At 73.2% G+C, this 25,313-nt stretch carries 20 protein-coding genes and 2 pseudogenes; 14 read left to right on the top strand and 8 right to left on the bottom strand.

Annotation, left to right across the window (positions count from 1 at the left end):
• The first annotated feature begins 37 nt into the window (after positions 1-37).
• Positions 38-1,668: pseudogene (locus ACGF8A_RS00215) on the top strand (serine/threonine-protein kinase).
• A gap of 3 nt (positions 1,669-1,671) precedes the next feature.
• Here the strand turns inward: ACGF8A_RS00215 and ACGF8A_RS00210 are convergent.
• Positions 1,672-2,475, bottom strand: coding sequence for an SGNH/GDSL hydrolase family protein (locus ACGF8A_RS00210; RefSeq protein WP_393102577.1), 804 nt, complete (start codon positions 2,473-2,475; stop codon positions 1,672-1,674).
• 295 nt (positions 2,476-2,770) lie between these two features.
• Between ACGF8A_RS00210 and ACGF8A_RS00205 the strand changes: the two genes are divergently transcribed.
• The 6 genes from ACGF8A_RS00205 to ACGF8A_RS00180 all read left to right on the top strand — a co-directional run bounded on the left by ACGF8A_RS00205 (position 2,771) and on the right by ACGF8A_RS00180 (position 10,882).
• Positions 2,771-3,205: a hypothetical protein gene (locus tag ACGF8A_RS00205; protein ID WP_393102576.1), complete on the top strand. Its 435-nt coding sequence runs from the start codon at positions 2,771-2,773 to the stop codon at positions 3,203-3,205.
• Position 3,206: 1 nt separating this feature from the next.
• Complete coding sequence (locus ACGF8A_RS00200) at positions 3,207-4,304, top strand: GNAT family N-acetyltransferase (RefSeq protein ID WP_393102574.1); 1,098 nt, start codon at positions 3,207-3,209, stop codon at positions 4,302-4,304.
• Between the two features lie 325 nt (positions 4,305-4,629).
• On the top strand, positions 4,630-5,451 hold the full coding sequence (locus ACGF8A_RS00195) for a glycosyltransferase family 2 protein (protein ID WP_393102572.1): 822 nt from the start codon (positions 4,630-4,632) through the stop codon (positions 5,449-5,451).
• Complete coding sequence (locus ACGF8A_RS00190; protein ID WP_393102570.1) at positions 5,448-6,446, top strand: glycosyltransferase family 2 protein; 999 nt, start codon at positions 5,448-5,450, stop codon at positions 6,444-6,446. The genes ACGF8A_RS00195 and ACGF8A_RS00190 overlap by 4 nt, the downstream gene beginning before the upstream one ends.
• Positions 6,439-7,239 carry a polysaccharide deacetylase family protein gene (locus tag ACGF8A_RS00185; RefSeq protein ID WP_393102568.1) on the top strand — a complete coding sequence of 267 codons (801 nt, stop codon included), beginning with the start codon at positions 6,439-6,441 and terminating at the stop codon, positions 7,237-7,239. The genes ACGF8A_RS00190 and ACGF8A_RS00185 overlap by 8 nt, the downstream gene beginning before the upstream one ends.
• On the top strand, positions 7,232-10,882 hold the full coding sequence (locus ACGF8A_RS00180) for a lipopolysaccharide biosynthesis protein (protein WP_393102566.1): 3,651 nt from the start codon (positions 7,232-7,234) through the stop codon (positions 10,880-10,882). The genes ACGF8A_RS00185 and ACGF8A_RS00180 overlap by 8 nt, the downstream gene beginning before the upstream one ends.
• A gap of 4 nt (positions 10,883-10,886) precedes the next feature.
• Here the strand turns inward: ACGF8A_RS00180 and ACGF8A_RS00175 are convergent, their stop codons facing one another.
• The gene (locus ACGF8A_RS00175; protein ID WP_393102564.1) at positions 10,887-12,296 is read right to left on the bottom strand and encodes a xylan 1,4-beta-xylosidase; all 1,410 of its coding nucleotides are present in this window, start codon (positions 12,294-12,296) and stop codon (positions 10,887-10,889) included.
• Between the two features lie 168 nt (positions 12,297-12,464).
• Between ACGF8A_RS00175 and ACGF8A_RS00170 the strand changes: the two genes are divergently transcribed.
• A complete protein-coding gene (locus ACGF8A_RS00170; RefSeq protein ID WP_393102562.1) occupies positions 12,465-13,559 on the top strand; it encodes a DUF5925 domain-containing protein in 1,095 nt (364 codons plus the stop codon).
• Between the two features lie 50 nt (positions 13,560-13,609).
• Complete coding sequence (locus tag ACGF8A_RS00165; RefSeq protein WP_393102560.1) at positions 13,610-14,383, top strand: DUF72 domain-containing protein; 774 nt, start codon at positions 13,610-13,612, stop codon at positions 14,381-14,383.
• Between the two features lie 181 nt (positions 14,384-14,564).
• Here the strand turns inward: ACGF8A_RS00165 and ACGF8A_RS00160 are convergent, their stop codons facing one another.
• On the bottom strand, positions 14,565-14,939 hold the full coding sequence (locus tag ACGF8A_RS00160) for a GntR family transcriptional regulator (protein ID WP_393102558.1): 375 nt from the start codon (positions 14,937-14,939) through the stop codon (positions 14,565-14,567).
• 71 nt (positions 14,940-15,010) lie between these two features.
• Between ACGF8A_RS00160 and ACGF8A_RS00155 the strand changes: the two genes are divergently transcribed.
• On the top strand, positions 15,011-15,973 hold the full coding sequence (locus ACGF8A_RS00155) for a GNAT family N-acetyltransferase (RefSeq protein ID WP_393102556.1): 963 nt from the start codon (positions 15,011-15,013) through the stop codon (positions 15,971-15,973).
• Entirely contained in the window at positions 15,954-16,469 is a 516-nt protein-coding gene (locus ACGF8A_RS00150; RefSeq protein ID WP_393102554.1) for a DUF402 domain-containing protein, read from the top strand. The genes ACGF8A_RS00155 and ACGF8A_RS00150 overlap by 20 nt, the downstream gene beginning before the upstream one ends.
• Positions 16,470-16,472: 3 nt before the next feature.
• Here the strand turns inward: ACGF8A_RS00150 and ACGF8A_RS00145 are convergent, their stop codons facing one another.
• The gene (locus ACGF8A_RS00145) at positions 16,473-17,126 is read right to left on the bottom strand and encodes a class I SAM-dependent methyltransferase (protein WP_393102552.1); all 654 of its coding nucleotides are present in this window, start codon (positions 17,124-17,126) and stop codon (positions 16,473-16,475) included.
• Positions 17,127-17,273: 147 nt separating this feature from the next.
• Here ACGF8A_RS00145 and ACGF8A_RS00140 point away from each other — a divergent pair, with 147 nt between their 5' ends.
• Together ACGF8A_RS00140 and ACGF8A_RS00135 are read left to right on the top strand one after the other, a co-directional pair.
• The gene (locus ACGF8A_RS00140; protein ID WP_393102550.1) at positions 17,274-17,411 is read left to right on the top strand and encodes a hypothetical protein; all 138 of its coding nucleotides are present in this window, start codon (positions 17,274-17,276) and stop codon (positions 17,409-17,411) included.
• A 210-nt stretch (positions 17,412-17,621) separates the two neighbouring features.
• Positions 17,622-18,668 (top strand): lytic polysaccharide monooxygenase, encoded by a 1,047-nt coding sequence (locus ACGF8A_RS00135; protein ID WP_393102548.1) that lies wholly within the window; start codon positions 17,622-17,624, stop codon positions 18,666-18,668.
• Positions 18,669-18,733: 65 nt separating this feature from the next.
• Here ACGF8A_RS00135 and ACGF8A_RS00130 read toward each other — a convergent pair whose 3' ends face one another.
• Positions 18,734-19,621, bottom strand: coding sequence for an esterase/lipase family protein (locus ACGF8A_RS00130; protein ID WP_393102546.1), 888 nt, complete (start codon positions 19,619-19,621; stop codon positions 18,734-18,736).
• 173 nt (positions 19,622-19,794) lie between these two features.
• The gene (locus ACGF8A_RS00125) at positions 19,795-20,016 is read right to left on the bottom strand and encodes a hypothetical protein (protein WP_393102544.1); all 222 of its coding nucleotides are present in this window, start codon (positions 20,014-20,016) and stop codon (positions 19,795-19,797) included.
• Positions 20,017-20,053: 37 nt separating this feature from the next.
• On the opposite strand from ACGF8A_RS00125, the pseudogene ACGF8A_RS00120 reads away from it, so the two are divergent.
• Positions 20,054-20,405 (top strand): annotated as a pseudogene (locus ACGF8A_RS00120) (cupin domain-containing protein); the annotation flags it as partial.
• 28 nt (positions 20,406-20,433) lie between these two features.
• Here ACGF8A_RS00120 and ACGF8A_RS00115 read toward each other — a convergent pair.
• Positions 20,434-21,408 carry a hypothetical protein gene (locus ACGF8A_RS00115; protein WP_393102542.1) on the bottom strand — a complete coding sequence of 325 codons (975 nt, stop codon included), beginning with the start codon at positions 21,406-21,408 and terminating at the stop codon, positions 20,434-20,436.
• Positions 21,405-25,031: a DNA polymerase III subunit alpha gene (locus tag ACGF8A_RS00110; RefSeq protein ID WP_393102540.1), complete on the bottom strand. Its 3,627-nt coding sequence runs from the start codon at positions 25,029-25,031 to the stop codon at positions 21,405-21,407. The genes ACGF8A_RS00115 and ACGF8A_RS00110 overlap by 4 nt, the downstream gene beginning before the upstream one ends.
• Positions 25,032-25,313 lie beyond the last annotated feature (282 nt).

Genomic DNA, 25,313 nt, shown 5'->3' with positions numbered 1-25,313 from the left:
CACGACACATCACTCGCGGCTGCGAAGGGGGGCGCCCGTGTCCGTGCAACCGGGAAGTGAACGCGTGATCGCCGGCCGGTACCGGCTGCTGTCCCCGCTCGGCGAGGGCGGGATGGGGACCGTGTGGCGCGCCCGCGACGAGGTGCTGAGCCGCGAGGTCGCCGTCAAGGAGGTACGCGCCCCGGCCGGGCTCCCCGCCTCCGACGTGGAGCGGCTGTACGTGCGTCTGGAACGTGAGGCCTGGGCGGCGGCGCGGGTCGCCAACCGCAACGTCGTCACGGTGTACGACGTGGCCACCGAGGAGGGCAGGCCCTGGATCGTGATGGAGCTGGTCCGCGGCATCTCGCTGGCGGATCTGCTGGACGCCGAGGGCCCGCTGCCGCCGCGGCGCGCGGCGCAGATCGGCGCCGAGGTGCTGTCCGCGCTGCGCGCCGCGCACGAGGCCGGGGTGCTGCACCGGGACGTGAAGCCGGCCAACGTCCTGCTGTCGAACGACGGCCGGGCCGTCCTCACCGACTTCGGCATCGCGACGGTCGAGGGCAGCTCCGCGCTGACCATGACCGGCGAGGTCGTCGGCTCGCCCGAGTTCCTCGCCCCGGAGCGGGCCCTCGGCCGCACGCCCGGCCCGGAGTCCGACCTGTGGTCGCTCGGCGTGCTGCTGTACGCGGCCGTCGAGGGCCACTCCCCCTTCCGGCACGACACCCCGCTCAGCCCCTGCGCGCGATCGTGGACGAGGAACTGCCGCCGCCGCGCCGGGCCGGCCCCCTCACCCCCGTCATCGAGGGGCTGCTGCGCAAGGACCCGGCCGAGCGGCTGTCGCCCGAACGGGCCGAGCGGGACCTGCGGCTGGCCGGCGCCGGCGGCACCCCCGCAGCGGGATACCTGCCGCGCGCGGACACCGCGCCGACGACGCCGTACACCCCGTACCCCCGGGCGATCGCCGAGCACCGTCAGCCGCGCTCCCCCACCCCGCCGCGGCCGGGCCCGGCCACCACGGCGACCACCGAGCCGCGCCGTGACCGTCGCGCCGTCGCCGCGCTGGTGGCGGGCGTCGCGGCGCTGGCGCTCGCCGCCGGCGGGCTGACGTACGCGCTGCTCGACGACGACAACGGCGAAGGCGGCGTTGGCGGAACGGCGGGGGACACCGGCACGTCCGCCCCGGAAACGGCGGGACCGGCGGAGCCGGCCCCGCCGGAGGAGCCGGCCCCGCCGGAGGAGACCACCACCGGCGGCGGGGCCACGACGCCGACGCCGAGCGACAGCCCCTCGTCGGCTCCCGCGCCCCAGACGGTGACCGTGGGCCTCTCCGGCTCCCGCACCGACTACACCGGCCCCTGCCCGCCCGCGAACGACCGGGCGCCCGCCTTCACGGCGACCTTCACGGTGGGCCGGCTGCCGGCCGAGGTGGACTACCGGTGGGTGACCCGGGACGGCGAGGTGACCGACCCGGGCTGGCGCACGCTGTCCTTCCCGGAGGGCGGACAGCGGACCCGGCAGGACCGGGTCGTCGTGACGACGTACGAGGAGAGCGGGACGTACGAGAACGAACTCGGCGTCGAGGTCAGGGATCCGGTGCGCGTGACGTCCAACGCGGTGGCGTTCTCGGTGACCTGTGTGACGGAGACCCCGACGGGCGGGGCCTCCCCTTCCTCCTCGCCCGCTCCGTGAGGGTCAGGCGGTGCTGTCGAACACCGGCAGATAGCCGCCTGACTGCCCGCCGGCGGTCGGGTGGTACGACTCGCCGATGTTGAACCAGTTGACGCTGTGCAGCCAGGAGGCGCCGGAGCAGATCTCGTGGCCGGTGAAGGTGGTGCGGACGTCTCCGAAGGCGAAGCCGTGGTTCCGGGCGCGCTTCTCGATGGCGGTGTTCAGGTGGTCGGAGGCGTCGTTGATGGCCTTGCGCTTGGTCTCGGACAGGCCCAGGCAGGCCTGTCCGAGCTTGTAGAAGCGGGGATAGCCGATGACGACGACCTGGGCCGAGGGTGCCTTGCCGCGGATCGCCGCGTACACGTTGTCGAGCTTGCCGGGGAGCGTGGTGTCGACGTACGCACGCGCGGTGTTGATGCGGGAGACGCAGGCGCTGTCGGACTGGAGTACGCACGTCGTCATGACGTCCGCGAAGCCGGCGTCGTTGCCGCCGACGGTGAGCGAGACCAGGCCGGTGCTCGCGTTGAGGGGCGCCAGCTGACCGGCGAGAACTTCATCCGTTCGGGCGCCCGAGCAGGCGGTGAAGTGGAAGGACGAGGGTGAGTTGGCGGCGGCCCAGAGGTACGGGTACGCGCGCGTGCTGCGCTTGCAGTCGCCGCTGGAGCTGATGTAGCTGCCGGCGCCGACGCCGGAGGAGTAGGAGTCGCCGAGCGCCACATAGCCGGTGGCGGCGGCTTCCGACGCCTGCGCCGAGGCGGCGCCGGTGAGGGCGGCCGTGACGGCGAGGAGGAGTGAGCCGAGGAGCACGACAAGTCGGGAACGTCTCATGGAACCTCCCTTTAGCAGGATCTCTGCCTCAACCGTCGTACCAACTACGCGTGTTGAATGGAAGTGTCCATGCCAAAACTCTTCACCGTTCCCGGGCGGGAGTCCGCGAGTTCACCACGGGTTCGCCCGTGACACCCGTGAGCCTGATGTGACGGATCATCACCCGAGCGCGGACCGCCGCGCGCGGCGAACGTTGTTTCGGGTCGTGGAGAGCGCATTCCGCGTCTTGACGGCCCCCCGAGGGCTGCGCGACATTGAAGCCCGGCATCCGGCGCTTCGGGGGGCAAAGTCGCCAATGCAGACCATCCGCGCGAAGACAGACGCGTCCGGCGCACCGGACGGCGCCGAGCGGGCAGAGCCCGGTCCGGGGAGGGACCTGAGGTTCGCCCCAGCGGGCGCCGCGACAGCCGCCGGCGGGCTCGGCGCCTGGCTCGCGCTCATCGAGTCGGACTCGCCGCTGCGCGGCCCGTTCACGCTGTTCTTCCTGCTGGCGGCGCCGGCCGCGGCGATCGCCGCCGCGCTCGGCGCAGTGGATCCGCTCGGCCGCGCCATCGTGGCGCTGGCGGGCGCCATCGCCGTCGACATGCTGGTGGCCCAGACCCTGCTGGCCCTGCACCTGTGGTCGGTGCGGGGCGGCATCGTGACCGTGACCGTTCTCAGCGCCCTCACTCTGCTGCTGGTTCTGGTACGGCGCCTCGGCGGCCGTACCGCGAGAAGACAGGGCCCCTGACGTGGACATCAGTGTGTACCGCCCCGGCGAGCTGACCGCCGCCGACCGGGCGGCCTGGACGGCGATGCAGGCCAAGGCTCATCTGCACGGCTCGCCCGAGCTGGCGAACCCGTTCCTGTCCCCGGAGTTCGCCCTGGCCGTGGGCCGGTGCGGACGCGGCGTACGGATCGCGGTGGCCCGCGAGAAGGGCGAGCCCGCCGCGTTCCTCCCGTTCCGGAGAACCGCCGCAGGGGTCGGCCGGGCCATCGGGCTCGGCGTCTCCGACGCGCAGGGTGTGGTGCACCGCCCCGGGTTCACCTGGGACGCCCGGGAACTGCTGCGCGCCTGCGGGCTCGCCGTATGGGAGTTCGACCACCTGGTGGAAGGACAGCGGCCGTTCGAGGCGCACGCCACCGGCAGCTTCCCGTCCCCCGTCATCGACGTCGACCAGGGGTTCGAGGCGTATCTGGCCCAGCTGCGCGACCGGTCGCCGAAGTTCACCAGGACCACCCTCGCCAAGGACCGCAAGCTGGGCCGTGACACCGGCGAGGTCGTCTACGTCCACGACGAGCGGGACCCCGCCGCGCTGCGCACGCTGATGGAGTGGAAGTCCGCGCAGTACCGCAGGACGGGGCGCAGCGACCGCTTCGCGCACGAGTGGATCACGCGGCTGGTGGAGCACCTGTTCCACACCCGCTCCGAGCCGTTCGCCGGGATCCTGTCGGTGCTGTACGCGGGCGGCAGGCCGGTCGCCGCCCACTTCGGGCTGCGCACCGAGCGGGTGCTCGCCTGCTGGTTCCCGGCGTACGACCCGGCGTACGCGAAGTACTCCCCCGGGCTGGTGCTGCATCTGCGTATGGCGGAGGCTGCCGCCGCCGGCGGAATCGCCTATCTGGATCTCGGGCGGGGACAGAAGGAATACAAGGATTCCCTGAAGACGCGGGAAATTCTCGTGTCCGAAGGGTGGGTGACGCGACGTCATCCTGTCGCGTTCGGGCATCGGGCCCGGCGCGCGCCGGTGCGCGCACTGCGCAATGTCGTGGTGAAGCGACCGGAACTGTTCGAGCCGGCGGACAGACTGCTGAAGCAATGGGGCAAGGTCCGGTCAGCTCGACGGTAACGGCCATACCGACGGAAAGGTGAGACCAAGTCGCAGGTCTTGCCATAAGGAGTGATACGTCAATACCGTCATACATCTCATCCGCACCGGACTGCCATCACTGCGGACCCAGGGGAGGGCTCAGGGGCCGTGATGGTGTGCCGGGGCGGCGCGCGGTGGGGGGTGCCGTGTTCGGTCACACGTGAGGTGGGGCCGAGCCGTCCGCGCAACCGGTTGCCTTTCGGGCGCTGGTGAGCTGTGCCAGTACAAACCCCCCTTTCGCACCGGACAAAGAGCCGGGCCGCCCGGGGGTGGGCGGTCCACCGGACGAGAGGGAAAGCCACTCATGAGCTCTGTTCTGGGCTCGGCGACAACCGACCAGAATCCGTCGACGGCCGGCGCCTTCCGGCCCATATCCACGCACCTGGCGATCACACCGCCGGTGAGCGTGGTGATTCCCGCCATGAACGAGGCGGAGAATCTTCCGTACGTCTTCAAGACCCTTCCGGACTGGATCCACGAAGTGGTTCTGGTGGACGGCAATTCCACCGACGGCACCGTCGAGGTCGCCCGGGAGCTGTGGCCGGAGGTGAAAGTCGTCGAACAGCGCGGAAAGGGCAAGGGTGACGCGCTGATCACCGGGTTCGCCGCGTGCACCGGCGACATCGTCGTGATGGTCGACGCGGACGGCTCGGCCGACGGCAACGAGATCGTCAGCTATGTCTCCGCGCTGGTCTCCGGCGCGGACTTCGCCAAGGGGTCCCGGTTCGCCAACGGCGGCGGCACCGACGACATGACCTTCATCCGCAAGATGGGCAACCGCACGCTGTGCGCGGTCGTCAACCGCAAGTTCGGCGCCCGCTACACCGACCTGTGCTACGGCTACAACGCCTTCTGGCGGCACTGCCTGGACAAGATCGACCTCGACTGCACGGGCTTCGAGGTCGAGACGCTGATGAACATCCGCGTGGTCAAGGCCGGGCTGAAGGTCCAGGAGATCCCCAGCCACGAGTACCTCCGCATCCACGGCACCAGCAACCTCAGCGCGGTGCGCGACGGGCTGCGGGTGCTGCGGGTGATCCTGCGGGAGCGGTCCAACCGGCGGGCGCTGCGCCGCCGTGGCCACCCCTCACCGGTGCTCGGCACGGTCCGGGGAGAGGTCTCTTGAGCGATCCCGGCATCTCCGTCGTGATCTGCGCCTACACCGAGGACCGCTGGGAGGACATCCTCGCGGCGGTCGCCTCGGTGCGGGCGCAGTCCCGGCCGGCCCTGGAGACGCTCCTGGTCGTGGACCACAACCAGGCGCTCCTGGACCGCCTCCGCCGGGAGTACAAGGAGTGCGGGGAAGGCGCCGTCGTGCGGGTCCTCGCCAACGCGGGCCCGCGCGGCCTGTCCGCGGGCCGCAACACCGGCATCGCCGCCGCGCACGGCGGCGTGATCGCCTTCCTCGACGACGACGCCGTCGCCGAACGTGACTGGCTGCGCCACTTCGCCGCGTCGTACGCCGACCCGCGCGTGATGGCGGTCGGCGGCCGTACGGTGCCCGTCTGGGCGTCGGGGCGCCGGCCCGACTGGTTCCCGGAGGAGTTCGACTGGGTGGTCGGCTGCACCTATCGGGGCCTGCCGCGCGGCCTGGTCCGGGTCCGCAACGTGCTGGGCGGCAACGCGTCGTTCCGCCGCACGGCGTTCGACGCGGCGGGCGGCTTCGCCACCGGCATCGGACGGGACGGCGACAGGCGTCCGCTGGGCTGCGAGGAGACGGAGCTGTGCATCCGCCTGACCCGCGCCCTGCCCGAGGCGGTCCTGCTGATCGACGACCGCGCGGTGATCCACCACCGGGTGCCGCCGGGACGCGAGCGGTTCGGCTACTTCCGCACCCGGGCATACGCCGAGGGCCTGTCGAAGGCGCTGGTCGCCCGGAGCGTGGGGGCACAGAAGGGGCTGGAGTCCGAACGCCGGTACGCGACCCGGGTGCTGCCGGCCGGGGTGGCGCGCGGACTGCGCGACGCGGTGCTGGCCCGTCCGGGCGGTGCGGGCAGAGCCGGGGCGATCGTCGCGGGCGTGTGCGCGGCGGCCGGCGGTTACGTCGTGGGCAGCGTACGGGCACGCAGGAACGGCACGGCGTTCCCGACGGCGTCGATCGGAGGCAGCGGACATGACTGACACCCGCGTTCCGATTCTGATGTACCACGCGGTCGCGTCCGAGCCGAACGACGCGACCCGCGCCCTGTCGGTCACCCCGGAGGCGTTCGCACGGCAGATGGAGGTCATCGCCGGCCGGGGACTCACCCCGGTCACCACGGCCGATCTCGCGGGGCGCTGGCGCTGCGGCCGTCCGCTGCCGCCGCGCCCGGTCCTCATCACCTTCGACGACGGCTACGAGGGGGTCCACGGCCACGCCCTGCCGGTGCTCGCCAAGCACGGCTTCCCGGCCACCCTGTTCGTCTCCACCGGCTGGATCAAGGGCGTCCACGACACCGGGGGCGGCCTGGACCGCATGCTCGACTGGGACCAGGTGCGCGAACTGGCCGGGTCCGGCGTCGAGATCGGCGGTCACAGCCACAGCCACCCGCAGCTCGACCAGCTCGGCGACGCCGCCCTGCGTCTCGAGCTGAGCCGCTGCCGGGACGTGGTCGCCGGTGAAGTGGGCGCCCGGCCCCAGTCGTTCGCCTACCCCTACGGCTACTCCAGCCGCCGGGTCCGCCAGCAGGTGCGGGCGGCGGGGTTCGGTCAGGCGCTCGCCGTCGGCAACGACCTCGCCCGCCGTGCCCAGGGGCCGTACGCCCTGCGCCGGGTCACCGTGCGCCGCGGCACCGGGATCGAGGAGTTCGAGCGGCTCGTCGAGGGCCGCGCGCTCATCCGCACCTTTGCCAGGGACCGCGCCCTCACCAAGGGGTACGCGATGGTCCGCAGAGCACGTCAGGTTCGCCGGAAGGCCACCCGTACCCGTGTCTGACACGACCACCACAGCACAGGCCGAACCGACCCGGAAGGAGATCACCGAGGAGCCCCGGCGCAGGCTGGGACTGCCGGGGCTCGGCCGGTCGCCGGGCGGTGGCCAGCTGCTGCGCAACGCCTACGCGCTGATGCTGAACACCGGCATCAGCGCCGTGCTCGGCCTCGGCTACTGGCTGCTCGCCGCCCGCCACTACTCCGAGGCGGCGGTCGGCCAGGGCTCCGCGGCGATCGCCGCGATGAAGCTCCTCGCCGGACTGACCGCGGTGACGCTCACCGGCGCCCTCGCCCGGTTCATACCGGTCGCCGGCCGGGGCACCGGGCGGCTGATCCTGCGGACGTACGCGGGCAGTTCGCTCGTGGTGGCGCTGGCCGCGGGCGTCTTCCTGCTGACGCTGGACGCGTGGGGACCGTCGTACCGCTTCCTGCACGCGCCGCTGGCCGCCGCCGGATTCGTGGTGGCCGTCGTCGCCTGGAACCTGCTCACCCTCCAGGACGGTGTGCTCACCGGCCTGCGCAACGCGCTGTGGGTGCCGGTCGGGAACACCGTGTTCTCGGCGGTGAAGCTGGGGCTGCTGGTCGCGTTCGCGGTGGTGATCCCGATGACCGGGGTCTTCGTCTCCTGGGTCGCGGCAATCGCCACGTCGGTGCTGCCGCTGGGCTGGCTGGTGTTCCGGCGGCTGGTGCCCCGGCATGTGGCGCAGACCGGGGAGCACGCGCGGCCGCCGACGCTGAGGGAGGCCGGGCGGTTCCTCGCGGGGGACTGCACCGGGTCGTTGTTCTCGCTCGCCGTGGTCTATCTGGTGCCGGTGATCGTGGCCGCGCAGGTCGGCGCCGAGGACAACGCGTACTTCTACATCACCGCCACCATCGGCGGCACGGTGAACCTGCTCGCCGTCAACATGGGCGCCTCACTGACCGTCGAGGGCTCGCACGAGCCGGGCAGGCTCGCCGCCGACACCCGGGCCGCGCTGCGGCGGATGGCCCGGATCATGCTGCCGGTCGCCGCCGTGCTGTTCTTCGGCGCGCCCTGGATCCTCGGCGTGTTCGGCACGGGATACGCGGAGGCGGCGACGCCGCTGCTGCGCTGGTTCGCCCTCGGGGCGGTGCTGCGAGTCGTCATGGAGACGTACTTCGCGGTGCTGCGCGCCCGGAGCCGCACCTCGGAACTGGCCTGGCTGCAGGGCCTGCTGTGCGCGCTGGTGCTCGGTCTGACGCTGGTGCTGCTGCCACGGATGGGGCTGGCCGGGGCAGGCGTCGCCGAGATCGCCAGTCTCTCGGTGATCGTGGCGATCGCGGCGCCCCGGCTGTACCGCACCGTCCGGGGTGCCGCGTCCGACGTCCCGCCGGGCGTGGCACCCGACGGGGACCTCGCCGACCTGGGGACGCGCGAGGTCCCGGCGAAGCCCGGCCCGGCGCGCGGGGGCGGACCGGCCTGGGCGCTCGACGGCGACACCCTCGCGCTCGGCCTCCCGGCCGGCTTCGACCATCAGGAACGGCGTCCGGACGTCCGGCCGGGACCGGGAACGCCGCCCACGGGGGTACCGGCCTTCGCGGCGGAGAAGCCGGAGCCCGTGGCGGACGGGGCGGCGCGGGACGCGCGCCCCGGGGTCCCCTGGCGACAGCGGCTGAGGCCGACCCGCGTCGGTGCGGTCCTCGGCTCCGCGCTGGTCGCCGCGCTGCTGCTCTACTGGGTCCCGGCGTCCCGCCTCGGCGAGTCGGACCTGGACCGCATGAGCGGGCTGGGCCTGGTCTCCGTGCTGCCGGTCCCGACACTGATCGGCGCCGCGCTCCTGGTAGCGGTGTTCGCCGCGCTCCTCGGGCCCGCGGTCGAGCACCGCACGCTGCTGCTGGTCACACTGCTGGCGACGGTCGTGTCGCTGCACGCGCTGCCCGCCGTGATCGAGTCCGAGCCCCGGTTCGCCACGGCCTGGCAGCACCTCGGCTTCCTCGACCACATCGACCGCACGGGCACGGCGGTACCGGACCTGGACGCGCGCTGGAGCTGGCCCGGCTTCTTCGCGGTGGCCGCCTTCGTCGCCCAGGCCTGTGGGGTCGGCGACTTCACCGAGGTCATCCGCTGGTGGCCGCTGACCGTCCAACTGCTCTACCTGCCACCGCTGTTCCTGCTGACCCGTGCGCTCCGGGCGAGCTGGCGCGCCCGGTGGGCCGGCGTCTGGATCTTCGCGCTGAGCGGCTGGGTCGGTCAGGACTACTTCTCCCCGCAGGGCTTCACCTATCTGCTGTACCTCGTCCTGGTGGCCGTCCTGCTGGTCTGGTTCCGCGCCCCGCGTGTGATCTGGACGAGGTTCCGCCCCGGCGAGGCGGAGGTGGAGCCGGCCGGCCGGCGGCAGCGGGCGGCGCTGCTGCTCGTCGTGATCGCGCTGTTCGCGGCCACCGTCCCGGCCCACCAGCTCACGCCGTTCGTGATGCTGGGCGTGCTCACCGTCCTCGTCCTGGTCGGCGGAATCGAACTGCGCGGGCTGCCCCTGCTGTTCGGGGTGATGGTCGTGGCCTGGATCGGTTTCATGGCCGAGCCCTACTGGTCGGGGCACTTCGACGAGCTGTTCGGCGGGATGGGGGGCGTCGGCGGCAATGTCTCGTCCTCGGTGTCCGGTCGCATCGAGGGCGGCGACGCGATCCACAAGCTCGTGCTGTACGCGCGCGTGGCGCTCGCCGGGGGTGTGCTGGCCCTCGCCTGCTTCGGCTGGTGGCGGCGGCGCGCGCACAACTACCGTGAGCGGTCGCTGGTGGTGCTGACCTTCGTGCCGTTCCTCGGCTTCGGCATGCAGTCGTACGGCGGCGAGATGGCGCTGCGTGTCTTCCTGTTCGCGCTGCCCGGCGCCGCCCTGCTGGCGGGGCTCGCGCTCTTCCCGCGCACCGACGTCAGCGCCGCGCGAGGGGACGGCAACCGGACGCGCCTCGCCCCACTGGCCGCGCTGCTGGCGGGGCTGGTGCTGATGGGCGGGTTCCTGGTGGCGCGCTGGGGCAACGAGCCGTTCGAACGGGTACGGCCGGGCGAGGTCGCCGCCATGGAGTTCGTCTACGCGCACGACGACCCGAGCGTGCGGCTGCTGTGGCTCAGCGACGACCCGCTTCAGACCGTGACACCCGCGATGCCGTGGGGCGCGCGGGACATGGAGAAGGTGCAGTACCTGCCGACGCAGGCACCGGCCGACCCGGCGCTGGTGGCGGGTCTGGTCAAGGCGTTGCAGGACGCCGGTCCGCACTCGTATCTGATGGTCAACAGCGGTCAGCTCACCTCTCTGCGCATGGACGCCGGCTACCCGGAGTCCTGGGGGACCCGGCTGCTCCGGAACCTGGACGGGCGGCCGGAGCTGCGGAAGGTCTTCGCCGACGCGGACGCCGCGGTCTACGCCCTCGCCCGGCAGCCCGCCGGCCCCGTCCCCGAAGCCGGCCCCGGCCCGCCGGGGCCGCTGGTGACCTGGACGCCCTGGTCCGTGGTGGGTGCCCTCGCGGCCGTCGCGCTGATCGTGCTGCTGTCGGCACGGGAGGTGGTCCGGGTGGCGGCGCGGCCGGGCGTGCGGCAACTGCGGTGGCTCCAGGGCAGCTTCTGGTTCTCGCTGCCGCTGCTGACGGTGGTGTGCGCGGCGCTGGTCCAGCGGTTCCTGACGATGAGGTGACGCGCTACCGCCTCACCCACTTCACCTCGTAGGCCCGCAGGCCGAGGCGCCTGCCGTCGACCTCCGCGCCGATCGCCCGGTCGCGGGTGTTGACGACGAGGAGCGTGCTGTCGGTGGCGAGGACGCGGACGCCGGCCGGGGCAGTCACGCTCTCGTACGCCGTCCCGGGCGGGAACTCCGCGCCGAAGCGGGCGAGCAGGTCGTACATGGGCAGCGTGCCGCCCCCGTCCCGGGTGCCGGTCGGTGACCACAGGCAGCCAGGGCAGCCGGGGCCGGTCTCCTCCTGCGGGTTCCAGTAGAAGCCGGAGGACGCGCCGCCCCGGACCATGGCGATCATGGCGGCGGCCTGGACCGCGCGGCGGTGGGGTTCGGACCAGCCGTGCCGGTCGTCGTCGCCGTCGGCGGGCTCGACGTAGTACTCGGCCCACCACAGCGGCAGCCCGCCGCCGGTCTGCCGCCGCACCCACCGGCCGACGGCCGTGAACTTCTCCGTCGCGGCGAACTCGTCCGGCAGCAGCTCGTCGTCCCTGGTGTAGCTGGAGCCGTCCACGACGACGAAGTCGGCGCCCGTCTTGTGCTCGTTCCAGTAGGCGAAGGCGTCGAGGACCCGCTGGTCCAGGGCGCCCCAGGGGCCCTGGAGTGCGGTGGAGGCGATCTCCGCCCGTGGGTCGACGCTGTCCATCACCAGGTAGGGCCCGCCCACCCTGATGTCCTGGTCGACCGCCTTCAGCGCCTTGTGGACCAGGTTGTACAGCTCGGTGTAGCCCTCGTGGTCCCAGCGCTGCTCGGCGTCGTTCCAGAAACCCTTGAACTCGTTCCAGACGATGAAGTGGCGTACGTCGGGATAGCGCCGGGCGACGGTCGCCGCGAGGGCCGCGAAGTCGGCGTAGTGCTCGGGCCGCGGTGCGGTCTCCAGGGCCTCCTGGCTCCAGTCCGTGTTGCCGGCGCCGGCCTCCCCGCCCTTCATCCAGTCCGGGGCGCAGCACAGCGTGATCACCGGCGTGCCGCCGGAGGCGCGGACGAAGTCGACCCGGCGGTCGAGGGCGGCGAAGTCGTAACGGCCCTTCACCGGCTCGGGGTTGTCGGCGCCCCAGCCCATGATGTGCTGGTTCTGCGGCAGCCCCGACCGTTCGAGGCTGCCGCTGATCCGCGCCACCGCCGCTGCCGCGCCCTCGTCGGCGCTGAACTGGGTGTGGGTGAAGCCCCAGCCGACGTCGGACCGCGGCTCGCCGGGCGGGGTGACGGGCGTGCCGTGCGCCTTGTCGCCGTCGGGCGTGGTGCCGGCGGTGCTCGCGCGGTCGCCGGGGAGCGTGCTGAGCAGGGTCACCACCAGCGCCACGACGACCGCCGACACGCCGAGCAGCGCGGTGAGCCGCCACCGCCGTGCCCCCGTGTGCCACTCATGACGTCCCATCGGGGGCAACAGTATCCGCGGGGGCGGGGGCCGGGGCAGATGTCGCACATGTACGACCCGGGAGGCGGACGTACCGGGGCACGGGCGGCGGAGGGGCACGGTACCGACACTCCGCGCGCACCTCGGAAAGCGGGTGCACGGGGCGCCCGTGTGCCCGATCATGGCGGCATGTCTGCGAACCCACACGACGCTCTGCCGATCCGGCTCCACGTCGACGACAGCGACTCGCCGTCCGACGTCGTCGACGCGCTGTTCCTCGGCCGCTTCGCGACGGGCGAGCAGCCGTACTCGCACGCGGTGAACATCGACCGGGTCCGCTCCGGGGCGACGCTGCTGCCGCCCGGCGCGCGCGTGCTGCGCGTGGCCCGCGACGACGACCGCAGCGCCACGCTCGCCGAGGGCGACGGCTGGACGCTGCTGGTCTCCCGCTGGAACCGGGGCGCGGACGTCACGGTGACCGCGACCAGCGCCGACCTGGCCAAGAAGGTCCTCGACCAGGCGACGGACGGCGCGGCGGACGAACCCGAGCCGCAGCCGGAGAACGTGACGATGGGCTTCTGGTACGTCTCCCCCAGGCGCGGCCCGCACCGCACGACCCGGCAGATCTCGGCCGGAACGTGGGAGGAGGTGCGCCCCAACTACACCGCGCCGGTCGCGGACGCCATGGACCGGCTGATGAAGACGACGCCGGAGGACATCGCGGGCCGGCTGTTGCTTCTGCACGGCCCGCCGGGCACCGGCAAGACGTCGGCGCTGCGCACGCTGGCCCGCTCGTGGCGGGACTGGTGCCAGGTGGACTGCGTCCTGGACCCGGAGCGGCTGTTCAGCGACGTCGGCTATCTGATGGACATCGCGATCGGCGAGGAGGACGCGGCGGGCAAGGGCCGCTGGCGGCTGCTGCTGCTGGAGGACTGCGACGAGCTGATCCGCGGCGAGGCCAAGCACACGGCGGGGCAGGCGCTGTCGCGGCTGCTGAACCTGACGGACGGACTGCTGGGCCAGGGCCGCAACGTGCTGGTCGGGGTCACGACCAACGAGGACCTGGAACGGCTGCACCCGGCCGTCGTCCGCCCCGGCCGCTGTCTGGCCCGGATCGAGGTGGGGCCGCTGACCCGGCGGGAGGCGGTCACCTGGCTGGGCACCGAGGAGGGGGTCGCCCGGGAGGGGGCGACGCTGGCCGAGCTGTACGCGCTGCGCCGGGGCACGTCCCCGACGGCGCTGCCGGAGCCGCGGGGCGGGTCGGAGGCGGGGCTGTACCTGTAGTCGTCGCTGCGCGGAGGCCGTTCGGCCGCGGCCGGTGCTTTGATGGACGCATGACCCTGTTCGTCGGCACGTCGGGCTGGCAGTACAAGGACTGGCGGGGGCTGCTGTACCCGGAGGGCTGCCCCCTGCGGCTGTGGCTGGAGGAGTACGCCGAGGGCTTCGCCACGGTCGAGATCAACAACGCGTTCTACCGGCTGCCGACGCGGGAGAACTTCGCGGCGTGGCGGGACCGGGTGCCGCCGGACTTCGTGGTGGCGGTCAAGGCCAGCCGTTATCTGACGCACATCAAACGTCTGAAGGACCCCGAGGAGCCGGTACGGCGCCTGATGACCCACGCGTCCGGGCTCGCCGGGCGCCTCGGCCCGGTGCTGCTCCAGCTCCCGCCGAACCTGCGCGCGGATCCCGGGCTGCTGGACGCCTGCCTGGCCTGTTTCCCCTCCGGGACGCGGATCGCGGTCGAACCCCGGCACGACTCCTGGTGGACGCCGGAGGTGGAGGAGGTGCTGCGCTCGCGTGGGGCGGCGCTGTGCTGGGCCGACGTCCGCTCCCGGCCCGCGACACCGCTCTGGCGCACCACCGGGTGGGGCTACGTCCGCTTCCACCAGGGCCGCGCCCAGCCCTGGCCCCACTACGGCCGGCAGGCCCTGCGGACCTGGCTCCAGCGCATCACGGCCACGTTTCCCGACGACCACGACGTCTACGTGTACTTCAACAACGATCCGGGCGGGGCCGCGGTGGAGGACGCGGTGACGTTCGCGGAGCTGGCGGGGCGGGAGGGGCGGCAGGTGACACGGACGCCGGAGCGCCTGCACAGCCGTGCCTGAGCTGCCGGAGACCTCCGGGTCTCGCCGCCCGCCCCGTACACCGCCCACGGCCACCCCACGCCCCGCGCACACCACGGGCGCGGACATCCTCCGTGCGTGGCGGGCGCGGACATCCCCAGGCGCGTGACGGCCACGGCCGTCCCCGCAGGCCGCCGCGGCTATTCCCCGCAGGCCGCCGCGGCTATTCCCCGTAGGCCGCCCGCAACGCGTCCCGTACGGCGTCCAGTGCCGCCTCCTCGCCGAGTCCCAGCCGGCGCACCCGCTCGGCATAGGCCTGTGCCGCCCCGGCCGCCTCGCGCTCCGCCGCCGGGCCCGCCGCGGCGACGAACGTCCCGTTGCGACCGCGCGTCTCGATCACTCCGTCCGTCTCCAGCGCCCGGTACGCCTTCGCCACCGTGTTCGCGGCCAGCCCCAGCGTCTCGGCCAGCCCCCGGACCGTCGGCAGCCGGTACCCCACCGGCAGCGCCCCCGAGCGTGCCTGCGCGGAAATCTGCGCCCGCACCTGCTCGTACGGCGCCTCCGCGGCGCCCTCATCAATGTGGATCTTCAAGGTCACGGCCCGATTCTCCCGTACCCGCCGGAAAATGAGAGGCATCCGTCCCCTCCCCACGCGTAGCGTGCGCCCCCATGGCAGTGATCGTGCGCGACCTCCACCCCGACGACCCGGCCGACACCGAGGGCTTCGCCCGGGTCCGCCGGCTGGCCCTGCCGTTCATCCTGGTCACGCCGGAGTCCGTCGTCCATCACGTCACACGCAGCCACCCGGACGCCCACTTCCGTTCCCTCGTCGCGGAGGTGGACGGCGAGGTGGTCGGAACCGCGCAGGTCCGCCTGGCGTACGACAGCCCGGAGCCGGGCCAGGGCTCCCTGAACGTCTATGTGCGCCCGGACCGGACCGGCCACGGTGCCGGATCGCTGCTGGTGCGCACGGCCGAGGAACACCTGGCGGCCCACGGCGCGACCAAGCTCTTCAGCTGGGTCCTGGACGAGCCCGCCCACCGCGCCTTCGCCGAACGCCACGGCTACCGCGCGAGCCGCTCCGCGCACTTCCTCCGCATGGACCTCGCGCACGGCACCCTGCCGCCGCTCCAGGACCCGCCTCCCGGAGTCGAGCTGCGCACCGCCGCCGACTACGCCGACGACCCGCGTCCGGTTTTCGCGCTGGACGCCGAGACGACGTCCGACGAACCCAGCGACGTCGAAACGGAGTTCACCGACTACGAGGCGTGGAGGGAGGAGACCTGGAAGCACCCGCTCCTCAACCTCGGCCTCACCTCGGTCGTGGTCGTCGACGGCCGCCCGGCCGCCTTCAGCGTCGCCTACACCGACGGCACCCTCCCCCATTCCCGAACGCGCTCGAGCGGGGGGACCTCCATCAGCACCGCGATGACCGGCACCGCCCGCGCCTTCCGGGGCCGGGGCCTGGCCAAGCTCGCCAAGAACGCCTGCCTGCACCGCGCCCGCGCGGCCGGGTACACGGAGGCGTTCACGGGCAACGACACCGGGAACGGACCGATGCTCGCCATCAACAAGTGGCTCGGATACGACATCTGCGCTACGGAGGTGCGTCATGTCAGGCAGCTCGGCTGAACCGCGGGCGGAGCGGGACACCACGGTGGACGTGGTGCTGCTCAAGGCCGGCCGGACGAAGATCCGCTACCCGGCCCGGGTGCTCCAGGACGACGGCACCCGGATCGTGGTCCGGGCCCCCTTCGCGGGCGGCGTCGTGCGCGACTTCGGCTTCGTGCGCTTCGAGCCCGGGGACGTCCTCACCGAGTACTACTGGCGAAACCGCTGGTACGCGGTGATGGAGGTGCGCGGCCCGTCCGGCGTGCTCAAGGGCTGGTACTGCGACATCGCCCGCCCGGCGGTGCTGTCCGGCACGGAACTGGTCGTCGAGGACCTCGACCTGGACCTGTGGCGCTCGGCCGACGGCACGGACGTACGCCGCCTGGACGAGGACGAGTTCGCGCGGAGCGGCCTCACCGCGACGGACCCGCAGGCGGCCGCCGCGGCCGTGGCCGCGCTGGACGCGCTGGAGGCACTGGCACACGGCGACGGCTTCGAGGCGCTGCTCGCCGGCTGAACGTCACGCCTGGGCGACGACCGCGTACCGCTCGTCGTCCACGGCCCTCCCCCACAGCGCCGCGTCCCCCGAGAGCCGCTCCACCCGCACCGCCCAGGCGACCGGCCCGAGCAGCTCGCACAGCCGGCCGGCGGTGACGCCCACGGGCGTCACGGTCCCCCAGACACCCTCGACCAGCACCAGCCGCCCTCCCGGTCGCAGCAGCCCCCGCCAGTGCCGCAGCGCCCCGCCCGGATCCGGCAGCGCCCACAGCACGTGCCGTGCGAGCGCGACGTCGAACCGCCGCTGCCCCACCGGCGGTGCCGCCGCGTCACCGACGAGGAACACGGCGTCACGCCCGGCGGACTTCGCGCGGGCCCGTTCCACCATGGCCGGGGAGAGATCGACTCCGGTGACGCGGTGCCCCTGCTCGGCCGCGAGGAGCGACAGGCTGCCGGTGCCGCAGCCGAGGTCGAGGACGTCGCAGGGGGCGCCGGGGAGCCAGGAGCGCAGCCGCCGCGCCCAGGCGTCGCGCACGCCGGGATCGCGCAGCCCGTGATCCGGCTCGTCGTCGAAGGCGGCGGCCCGCGCGTCCCAGTCCACGCCGTCGACCGAGGTCAGCCCGCCCTCGTGATCCGCACCTCGATCCGCGCTGTGATCAGCACTGTGATCCGTCATGGCACTCAGGGTGACAGCAGCCACTGACAGTCGATTCGTGACGGCCGCCACAGACAATACCGGCAGCGATGAGGAAGTCTCCCGAAATGGGTCTACCTCCGTGAGAACACGGAACACGGAACCCGGTAGGCACTGAAGGAGGCAGCCATGCGCCGAGTCACAGTGCACAAGCACCCGCGGAAGACGGACTCCCGAAGACTCCGCGAGGAGACCGACGAGCCCACCTACGAACGCCGGCCCGAGGTGCGCAAGGACATCGCACGCACCTGGTGGCCGGCCAACTGATCCGTGACCGGGCGCACGCGGGCGCCCGCCTACGGCACCTGCCTCAGCGCAGTCTGAGCGGTCCCTTAAAGGGACCATAAGGATCTCCTTCCACCGCCCTCAGCAGGCGATTTCGCGGTCTCTTCGGGCTAGCTTCTGAACCGCCCCCACGGGATCCCTTCCGGGACCACCCCGGGATCCGCCCCCAGTGACCGCACGAGGAGTTCCCCCATGCCCGCACGCCGCAAGGCCGCCGCCGTCGCCGCCGTCGGCATCGCCCCGCTCGCCCTGACCGCGCTGGCCACCGCGCCCGCGTCCGCGCACGGCTCGATGGGCGACCCCGTCAGCCGCGTCTCCCAGTGCTACGCGGAGGGACCGGAGAGTCCCAGGTCGGACGCGTGCAAGGCGGCGGTCGCGGCGGGCGGCACCCAGGCCCTGTACGACTGGAACGGCGTCCGCATCGGCAACGCGGCCGGGCAGCACGAGGCGCTCATCCCGGACGGCAAGCTGTGCAGCGCGAACAACGAGGCGTTCAAAGGCCTCGACCTGGCTCGCGCCGACTGGCCCGCGACGTCGGTGAGCAGCGGGTCGTACACCTTCAAGTACCGCGTGACCGCCCCGCACAAGGGCACCTTCACGGTCTATGTCACCAAGCCCGGTTTCGACCCCGCCAAGGCGCTCGGCTGGGACGACCTGGATCTGGCGAACCCGGTGGCCACGGTCACGGACCCGGCCGCGTCGGGCGGTTTCTACACCTTCTCCGGCAACCTGCCGGAGCGCTCCGGCAGGCACGTCCTGTACGCCCTCTGGCAGCGTTCGGACAGCCCGGAGGCCTTCTACTCCTGCTCGGACGTCACCTTCGGCGGCGACGGCGGCACCGATGCGGGTGCCGGTGCCGGTGCCGGTGACAACAGCCAGGGCGGCCAGAGCGGCGGCGACGGCTCCGCGGAGGCGCCCGCCCCGAGCGCCTCCGCGCCCACCGACGAGCAGATCGAGGCGGGCACCGAGCACTCCACCGTGGAGAACCACGGCCACGGCGACGACGACCCCGCGACCTCCGCGGAGCCGGCCGTCGGGGACGCCGCCCCGAAGGCGCCCACGGCCAACCAGCCCAAGGCGGCGTCCGCCGGGACCTCCGAGAACCTCGCCGAGACCGGCGGCGACAGCGGCACCACGTACATCGCCGTCGGCGGCGCGGCCGCGCTCGCGCTCGGCTCCGCGGCCCTGTTCGCGTCGGTCCGCCGACGGGCGGCGGGCGGCGGGCGGCACGGCCGCTGATCGCGTGCGCCGGGGCCTGACCGGCGGCTCAGGCCGGTCAGGCCCCGGCGTCGCGGCGCGGGCGGTCAGCTGAACACGGAGGCGCAGGTGGTCGGCTTGGCCCGCGCCGGATCCAGGGCGTTGGCCACCTCGTGGAAGGCGATCCGGTCGAACAGCCCGATCGCCAGGTGCTCGGAGAGGTCGACCGGGCACAGGTCCTGGAGCAGTACGTTGCGTACGTCCGGCCCGTTCAGGAACTGGCTGCGGTACGGCGTGACCACCTGGTCGTACTTGGTGGCGATGACCGTGTACCGCACGCCGGGCACGGTGTCGCCGCCCGCGTTGAGCTTGGTGAGGAAGGCGGAGCCGGCGATCTGGTCGGCGAGGGCCGGAGTGGCGGAGGAGAGCAGGTCCTCGGCGCCGGGGAAGTAGGGCAGCAGCTGGGTGAGGCCGGACAGGGTCGTGCCGTGGTTGTCGGGGGCGATGCCGACGAGGGCGTTCACCTCGGCCGCTCCGCCGAGGAACTTGAGGTAGTGGCGGGGCATCATGCCGCCCTGCGAGTGCCCGACGAGGTCGGCCTCGGCGGCGCCGGTCGCGGCGAGCACCTTGTCGACGAACGCGTCGAGCTGTTCGGCCGACTTCTCGATGGGGCCGAGGCCGTGGAAGAACGGCACGCCGGGCAGCTGGCCGTAGTCGAGGGAGAAGACGCAGTAGCCGCGCTTCATCAGGTACGGGGCGAGTCCCAGCCAGTTGTCGACGGAGTTGCCGAACGTGCCGTGGACCAGGACGACGGGGCGGGGGTGGGCGGCGGAGGGCTTGCAGGAGTAGTCGTTCCAGCCCCGGCTGGAAGCGGCGGTGGTGGTGGCGCCGGCGGTGGTGGCCGCGCTGGCGGTGGTGGCGGCGGGGAGGGTGGCGACCGCGGCGGTCAGCAGCAGCGCGACCACGGGTCTGAGCACTCGTTTCCAGGGCAGCATCGGGTGATCTCCTTGCGGCTCAAGGGAGGTGCGATGGCCTTACGCCCTGTGATCCGGATCACGAGGATGCTGTTCACCCGTCAAGTTACGGGTGAGTAGTTCAAGGGGGAAGTTACGCGTCAGTAAAAACTTCCAGTGATAGCCGGTCACCAGGAAGGGCGAGTGATAGCCGGTCACCAGGAAGGGCGCACGGGCCCGTTGGGCGCGATGCGCAGCAGATGCCGCCCGAGCGCCCGGACCTCCCGCTCGCCGAGCAGCTCCCCCCACGCACGCACCGCCTCCGCGGCCGCCTCCTCCGCGGCCCGCGCACACTCCCGGCCCCGCCCGGTCAGCACCACGAGCCGCGCCCGCGCGTCATCCGGATGCGGCCGGCGTGCGACGCGGGCCCTTCGCACGCGGGGAGCAGAACGGCGAGATCGGTGACGGCCCGTCATCCGCACGTCCGAAGCCGTCACCCACGACCTGCACGGCGCCCGCTTCGTTACGTACGCCACCCCTCGCACCGGCAGCCGGGCACTCTGCGCCTGGCGCGGCGAGATCCCCGCGGGCACCCGGGCCCCCCCACACGGTGACCCGCGAGGAGATCCTCCGTCTGCTCACCGGCGACCTGCTGGTCGCCCTCGACGGCGAGTCCACCCGGATCACCGCGGGCGACACGGTGATCATCGACCCGGGCGCCACCTTCGCCGTCGAGAACCCGGACCGGCCCGCCGTCACCGGGGTCACCACCTCCGTCGGCCTCCGGGCGGAGCTGGCCGACGGCACCCGCATCGCACTCCCGTGGCACTCCCGTGGCCAAGTGAGAGCGGGAGTTACGCCGCGAGCGACCCCGGCATCACCGCCCGTGGACCGAACTTCGCTCGCGCGCGGTCCGCGACCTCCTCGATCCGGCGGACCTTCTCGTCCACGGGGTCGAAGGTCAGCTGGTGGGAGGCCTGCTCGACGGACATGAGCCCCTCCGCGCGCAGGGCGACCGCGCGGAGGCGGGCGCGCTGGAGACCGAGCGCCTCGTACATCCCGTACGCCGCGCGTGCCAGCGCGGGCGAGTGCGCGGTGGGTTCCTGGAGGGTGCGGGTGCGGGTGGTCGAGGAGCGGTCCGCGTAGCGGACGGTGAGGGTCAGGTTGCGGCACACCTCCTCCACGGCACGCAGCCGGGTGCCGAGTTCCTCGGTCGCCGACATCAGCGCACGGCGGTGCCGCTCGGGATCCAGTTCGTCGCGCGGGAAGGACCGCTCGGCGGCGAGCGAACGCGACACGGCGTTCGGGACCACCCGCCCGCGGTCGATGCCGTTCGCCTTCCCGTGCAGGTCACGGCCCGCTTTCGCGCCGATCAGCCGCTGGAGCGTGGACAGCGGCGCACCGGCGACCCGGCCGAGGGTGTCGAGGCCGTACTCGCACAGCGTGCGGGCGGTCGCGGTCCCGACGCCGGGCAGCACGGCGACGGGCTTGCCGGCGAGGAACTCCGCGATGGCGTCCGGCTCCTCGGGCACCGCACAGGTCTTCCCGGGTTCGGCGTACCGCAGAGCCACGCGGGCCAGCATCGGGCCGGGCCCGGCGCCGATCACGCAGTCGACCCCGTGATGGGCGAGTGCCCGGACCCGGATCACCGACGCGAGCTCCACGGCGCCCCGCCCGAAGTACCGCTCGGCGCCCCGCAGATCGGCCAGTGCCCCGTCCGGCGGCAACGCCTCGACGACCGGCGTGAACTCCTCCAGCAGCCCCAGCAGCCGGGGCAGGGCCGCCTCGGACATCGGCGGCAGCTGGAAACGTACGCAGAGGATGGTCATCCCGCACTCCCCGGACTCTGGTGCCACAACTTCCTTCCCACCGCGGGCCCTTCGCCCGCGGGGCGCAGATCTGCCCAGGGGTGCATCTCGTACCCCGTGGGCATCCGGATCTTCCGGTCCCCCGCCCCCTCCTGGCCCCCCGTGCTCTCCCGGTCCCCCGTCTCCCCCGGCCCCTCCGTCCTCCGCCGGCCGTTCCCGTTCCTGCGGCCCTCCATCGGGTCACGGGCCGCGGAGCCGGCGGGCGCGGGCAGCCCGTCGGAGCCGGCGAGCCGGCGGCGCGCCGGGCCGTCGCCGTCTCCGCCGGCGGATCCGGGACCGGCGCCGCCCGCGTCCGCGAGCCGGGCCGCGACGCCCTCCAGGCCCTCCTCCCGGCGCACTTCCAGCAGCTCGGCGAGGTTCCAGGCGGCGGCCCCCACCACGCTGAGGCTGCGCGGCCCGCGCCGCTGCACCACCCCGCGCACCAGCAGCAGCCAGGAGTGGAAGACGGTGTGCGCGCAGGCGTCGTGCGAGTCGTCGAAGAAGGCGAGGTCGACCAGGCCCGTGCCGTCGTCCAGGGTGCTGAAGATGACCCGCTTGCCGGACCGGATCGGCGGCGTCTGCGTGGCCGCCTTGGCGCCCGCGACCAGCACCGTCTCGCCGTGCCGGGCGTCGCGCAGCCGCCGCGCCGGCACCACGCCCAGCTCGTCGAGGAACTGGCGGTGGTCGTCCATCAGGTTGCGCGAGGCGTCCATGGACAGCACCCCCAGCTCTGCGCTGAGCCGCTCCGCCGCGGACAGGTCGGGCAGCCCGGCTGGCGCGGTCTTCCGCCCGCCCGCTGGGGGCACCTCCCACACGTTGAGCAGGGGGGGAGGGAGCTGGGCCCCGCCCCGGCTCCGGGCGGCCCGGTGCAGCTCCGTCAGATGCAGTTGCAGGTCGCGGCGGTTGGCTCCGAAGGAGTCCAGGGCACCGACCTGGGCGAGCCGTCGCGCCAGCGGCCGGCTGGGCCGCGCCCGCTCCCAGAAGTCCACCAGTGAGGCGTACGGCTGCCCGTCCGCGACCCGCGCCGCCTCGGCCGCGCTGATGCCGTGCACGTCGGAGAGGGCCAACCGGAGCCCCCACACTCCCGATTCAGACACCAGTTCGATCCTGTGTGCGACCCCGGACTTGTTCACGTCCAGCGGGAGGATCGGCACCCCCCGCCGCCGCGCGTCCGCCAGCAGCAGCCGCTTCGGGTACATCCCGGGGTCGTGCGTGAGCAGCCCCGCGTAGAAGGCGGCGGGGTGATGCGCCTTCAGCCACGCCGACTGGTACGTCGGTACGGCGAAGGCGACCGCGTGCGCCTTGCAGAAGCCGTACGAACCGAACGCCTCGACGATCTCCCAGGTCCGCTGGATCGTTTCCGCGTCGTAACCGCGCCCCGCGGCGTGCTGGGCGAACCACACCTTGATCCGCCCCTGCGACTCCGGGTCGGACAGCCCGCGCCGCACCCGGTCCGCCTCGTCGCGCCCGCAGCCGGTCATGATGTCGACGATGTGGATGATCTGCTCGTGGAAGACGACGACCCCGTACGTCTCCTTCAGCGGGCCCTCCAGATCGGGGTGCGGATAGCGGATCGGCGCCCGCCCGTGCCGCGCCTCGATGAACGGCCGCACCATGTCGGCCGCGACCGGCCCGGGCCGGAAGAGCGAGATGTCGACGACCAGGTCGTGGAAGGTGGCCGGCTGGAGCCGTCCGACCAGGTCCCGCTGCCCCGGCGACTCGATCTGGAAGCAGCCCAGCGTCTCGGCGGTGCGGATCAGGCCGTACGTCGCCGAATCGCCGTCGCGGACCGCGTCGAGGTCGATCCGCTCCCCCGTCGCCCGCTTCACCTCGGCGACCGCGTGGGCCATCGCCGACTGCATCCGCACCCCGAGCACGTCCAGCTTGAGCAGCCCCAGGTCCTCGACGTCGTCCTTGTCGAACTGCGACATGGGCAGGCCCTCGCCGCTGGTCGGCATGACCGGCGTACGGGAGAGCAGGGAGGCGTCGGACAGCAGCACCCCGCACGGGTGCATCGCGACCCCGCGCGGGAGGGCGTCCAGCGCCTCGACCAGCTCCCACAGCTTGCCGTGGCGCTCCTTCTCCCCCGCCAGCCGCCTGAGTTCGGGCAGTTCGCCGAGGGCGGCACGGGCGTCCCGCGCGCGGATGTGCGGGAAGGACTTGGCGATGCGGTCGATGTCGGCGGGGTCCATGGACAGGGCCGCGCCCACGTCACGGATGGCGTGCCGGACGCGGTACGTCTCCGGCATCGCGACCGTCGTGACCCGCTCGGCGCCGAACCGGCCGATGATCGCCCGGTAGACCTCCAGGCGGCGGGCGGACTCCACGTCGATGTCGATGTCGGGCAGCACCGGGCGGCGCTTGGACAGGAAGCGCTCCATCAGCAGCCCGTGCTCGACCGGGTCGGCGTGGGCGATGCCGAGCAGGTGGTTGACGAGGGAGCCGGCACCGGAGCCGCGCGCGGCGACCCGGATGCCCATCCCCTTCACGTCGTCGACGACCTGCGCGACGGTCAGGAAGTAGGAGGCGAAGCCGTGGTGGGCGATGATGTCCAGCTCGTCGTGCATCCGCTCCCAGTACGCCCGCCGGCCGGCGTAGCCGTGCACCACCATCCCCGCCGCCGCCCGGGAGGCGAGCACCCGCTGGGCGCTGCGCCGGCCCGCGCCGACCAGATGCGGCTCGGGGAAGTGGACGGTGCCGATGCCGAGGTCGTCCTCGGGGTCGACCAGGCACTCGGCGGCGGTCGCCTGCGTCTGCTCCAGCAGCCGGTGTGCGGTGTCCCGCCGGAAGCCCGCGGCCTCGACGACCCGCTCCGCCACGCCGAGCATGGCATCCGCGTTCTTCAGCCAGGCCTCGCCGGAGTCCAGCTCCTTGGTGGGGTCGATCGGCACCAGGCGGCGGGCGGCGTCCAGCACGTCGGCGACGGGGCCCATGCCGGGGTCGGCGTACCGGACGGCGTTGCTGAGCACGGGCCGCACACGCTGCTCGGCGGCGAAACCGACGGTACGGGCGGCCAGGCGCAGGGAGCCGGGGCCGGTGCCCGTGCGGCCGTGCCAGACGGCTTCCAGGCGCAGGGCGTCGCCGTAGACATCCCGCCAGGGGACGAGGAGCTTCGCGGCACGGTCCGGGCGGCCGGCGGCCAGGGCGCGGCCGACATCGGAGTCGGGGCCGAGCAGGACGGTGAGGCCGTCGGCGTGGTTGGCGGTCCAGGGCAGCAGGGGCGTGCCCTCGCCCTGCTGCGCCGCGGTGACGATTCTGCACAGCTCGGCCCAGCCGCGGGCGCCGTCCCGGGCGAGGAAGGTGACGCGAGGGGTCGACTCGTCGACGAAGGCACCGCCGCGCACCGGGGTGCGCCGTCGCCGGTCCTGCCGCACACGGTCGGGCTCGGGCTCCGCCACCGCCAGCTCCACCCCGAACAGCGGACGGACACCGGCCTTCGCGCAGGCCTTGGCGAAGCGGACGGAGCCGGCGAGCGTGTCGCGGTCGGTGAGCGCGAGGGCGTCCATACCCCGCTCGCAGGCGCGCTCGGCAAGCCGCTCCGGGTGCGAGGCGCCGTGGCGCAGGGAGAACCCGGAGACGGTGCGCAGATGCGTGAAGCCCGGCACACGCACCTCCCGCACTCGCGAGCCCGAACGAGCTCTCGAACATCAGTTCCCAACTCTCCCACCCCCACCATAGACCAATTCCCGAACGTCTGTGCGACATCCGTTCGAGCGCGCCCCACCTGCGAAAACGTCTGCCGACCGCACGGTGGGGACATGACAGGAGCGGGCGTTGTCAGACCCGTCTGCCAGCCTGAAGGCATGATCCGCACTCTCGCCGTCGAGAACTACCGGTCCCTGCGCCGCCTGATCGTGCCCGTGGACAGACTGAACGTGATCACGGGC

Origin of the sequence: Streptomyces sp. NPDC047706, from assembly GCF_043204795.1 — a bacterium.
In the GTDB taxonomy this organism is placed as follows: Bacteria; Actinomycetota; Actinomycetes; order Streptomycetales; family Streptomycetaceae; genus Streptomyces.
This window is presented reverse-complemented; position numbering and strand designations above follow the sequence as displayed.

What these genes read in the sequence shown, in the direction of transcription:
- ACGF8A_RS00185 (WP_393102568.1), top strand. Translation starts at nt 6,439, where the DNA reads ATGACTGACACCCGCGTTCCGATTCTGATGTACCACGCGGTCGCGTCC.
- ACGF8A_RS00130 (WP_393102546.1), bottom strand. Translation starts at nt 19,621, where the DNA reads ATGCTGCCCTGGAAACGAGTGCTCAGACCCGTGGTCGCGCTGCTGCTG.
- ACGF8A_RS00210 (WP_393102577.1), bottom strand. Translation starts at nt 2,475, where the DNA reads ATGAGACGTTCCCGACTTGTCGTGCTCCTCGGCTCACTCCTCCTCGCC.
- ACGF8A_RS00195 (WP_393102572.1), top strand. Translation starts at nt 4,630, where the DNA reads ATGAGCTCTGTTCTGGGCTCGGCGACAACCGACCAGAATCCGTCGACG.
- ACGF8A_RS00205 (WP_393102576.1), top strand. Translation starts at nt 2,771, where the DNA reads ATGCAGACCATCCGCGCGAAGACAGACGCGTCCGGCGCACCGGACGGC.
- ACGF8A_RS00135 (WP_393102548.1), top strand. Translation starts at nt 17,622, where the DNA reads ATGCCCGCACGCCGCAAGGCCGCCGCCGTCGCCGCCGTCGGCATCGCC.
- ACGF8A_RS00150 (WP_393102554.1), top strand. Translation starts at nt 15,954, where the DNA reads ATGTCAGGCAGCTCGGCTGAACCGCGGGCGGAGCGGGACACCACGGTG.
- ACGF8A_RS00175 (WP_393102564.1), bottom strand. Translation starts at nt 12,296, where the DNA reads ATGGGACGTCATGAGTGGCACACGGGGGCACGGCGGTGGCGGCTCACC.
- ACGF8A_RS00155 (WP_393102556.1), top strand. Translation starts at nt 15,011, where the DNA reads ATGGCAGTGATCGTGCGCGACCTCCACCCCGACGACCCGGCCGACACC.
- ACGF8A_RS00115 (WP_393102542.1), bottom strand. Translation starts at nt 21,408, where the DNA reads ATGACCATCCTCTGCGTACGTTTCCAGCTGCCGCCGATGTCCGAGGCG.
- ACGF8A_RS00145 (WP_393102552.1), bottom strand. Translation starts at nt 17,126, where the DNA reads ATGACGGATCACAGTGCTGATCACAGCGCGGATCGAGGTGCGGATCAC.
- ACGF8A_RS00140 (WP_393102550.1), top strand. Translation starts at nt 17,274, where the DNA reads ATGCGCCGAGTCACAGTGCACAAGCACCCGCGGAAGACGGACTCCCGA.
- ACGF8A_RS00170 (WP_393102562.1), top strand. Translation starts at nt 12,465, where the DNA reads ATGTCTGCGAACCCACACGACGCTCTGCCGATCCGGCTCCACGTCGAC.
- ACGF8A_RS00165 (WP_393102560.1), top strand. Translation starts at nt 13,610, where the DNA reads ATGACCCTGTTCGTCGGCACGTCGGGCTGGCAGTACAAGGACTGGCGG.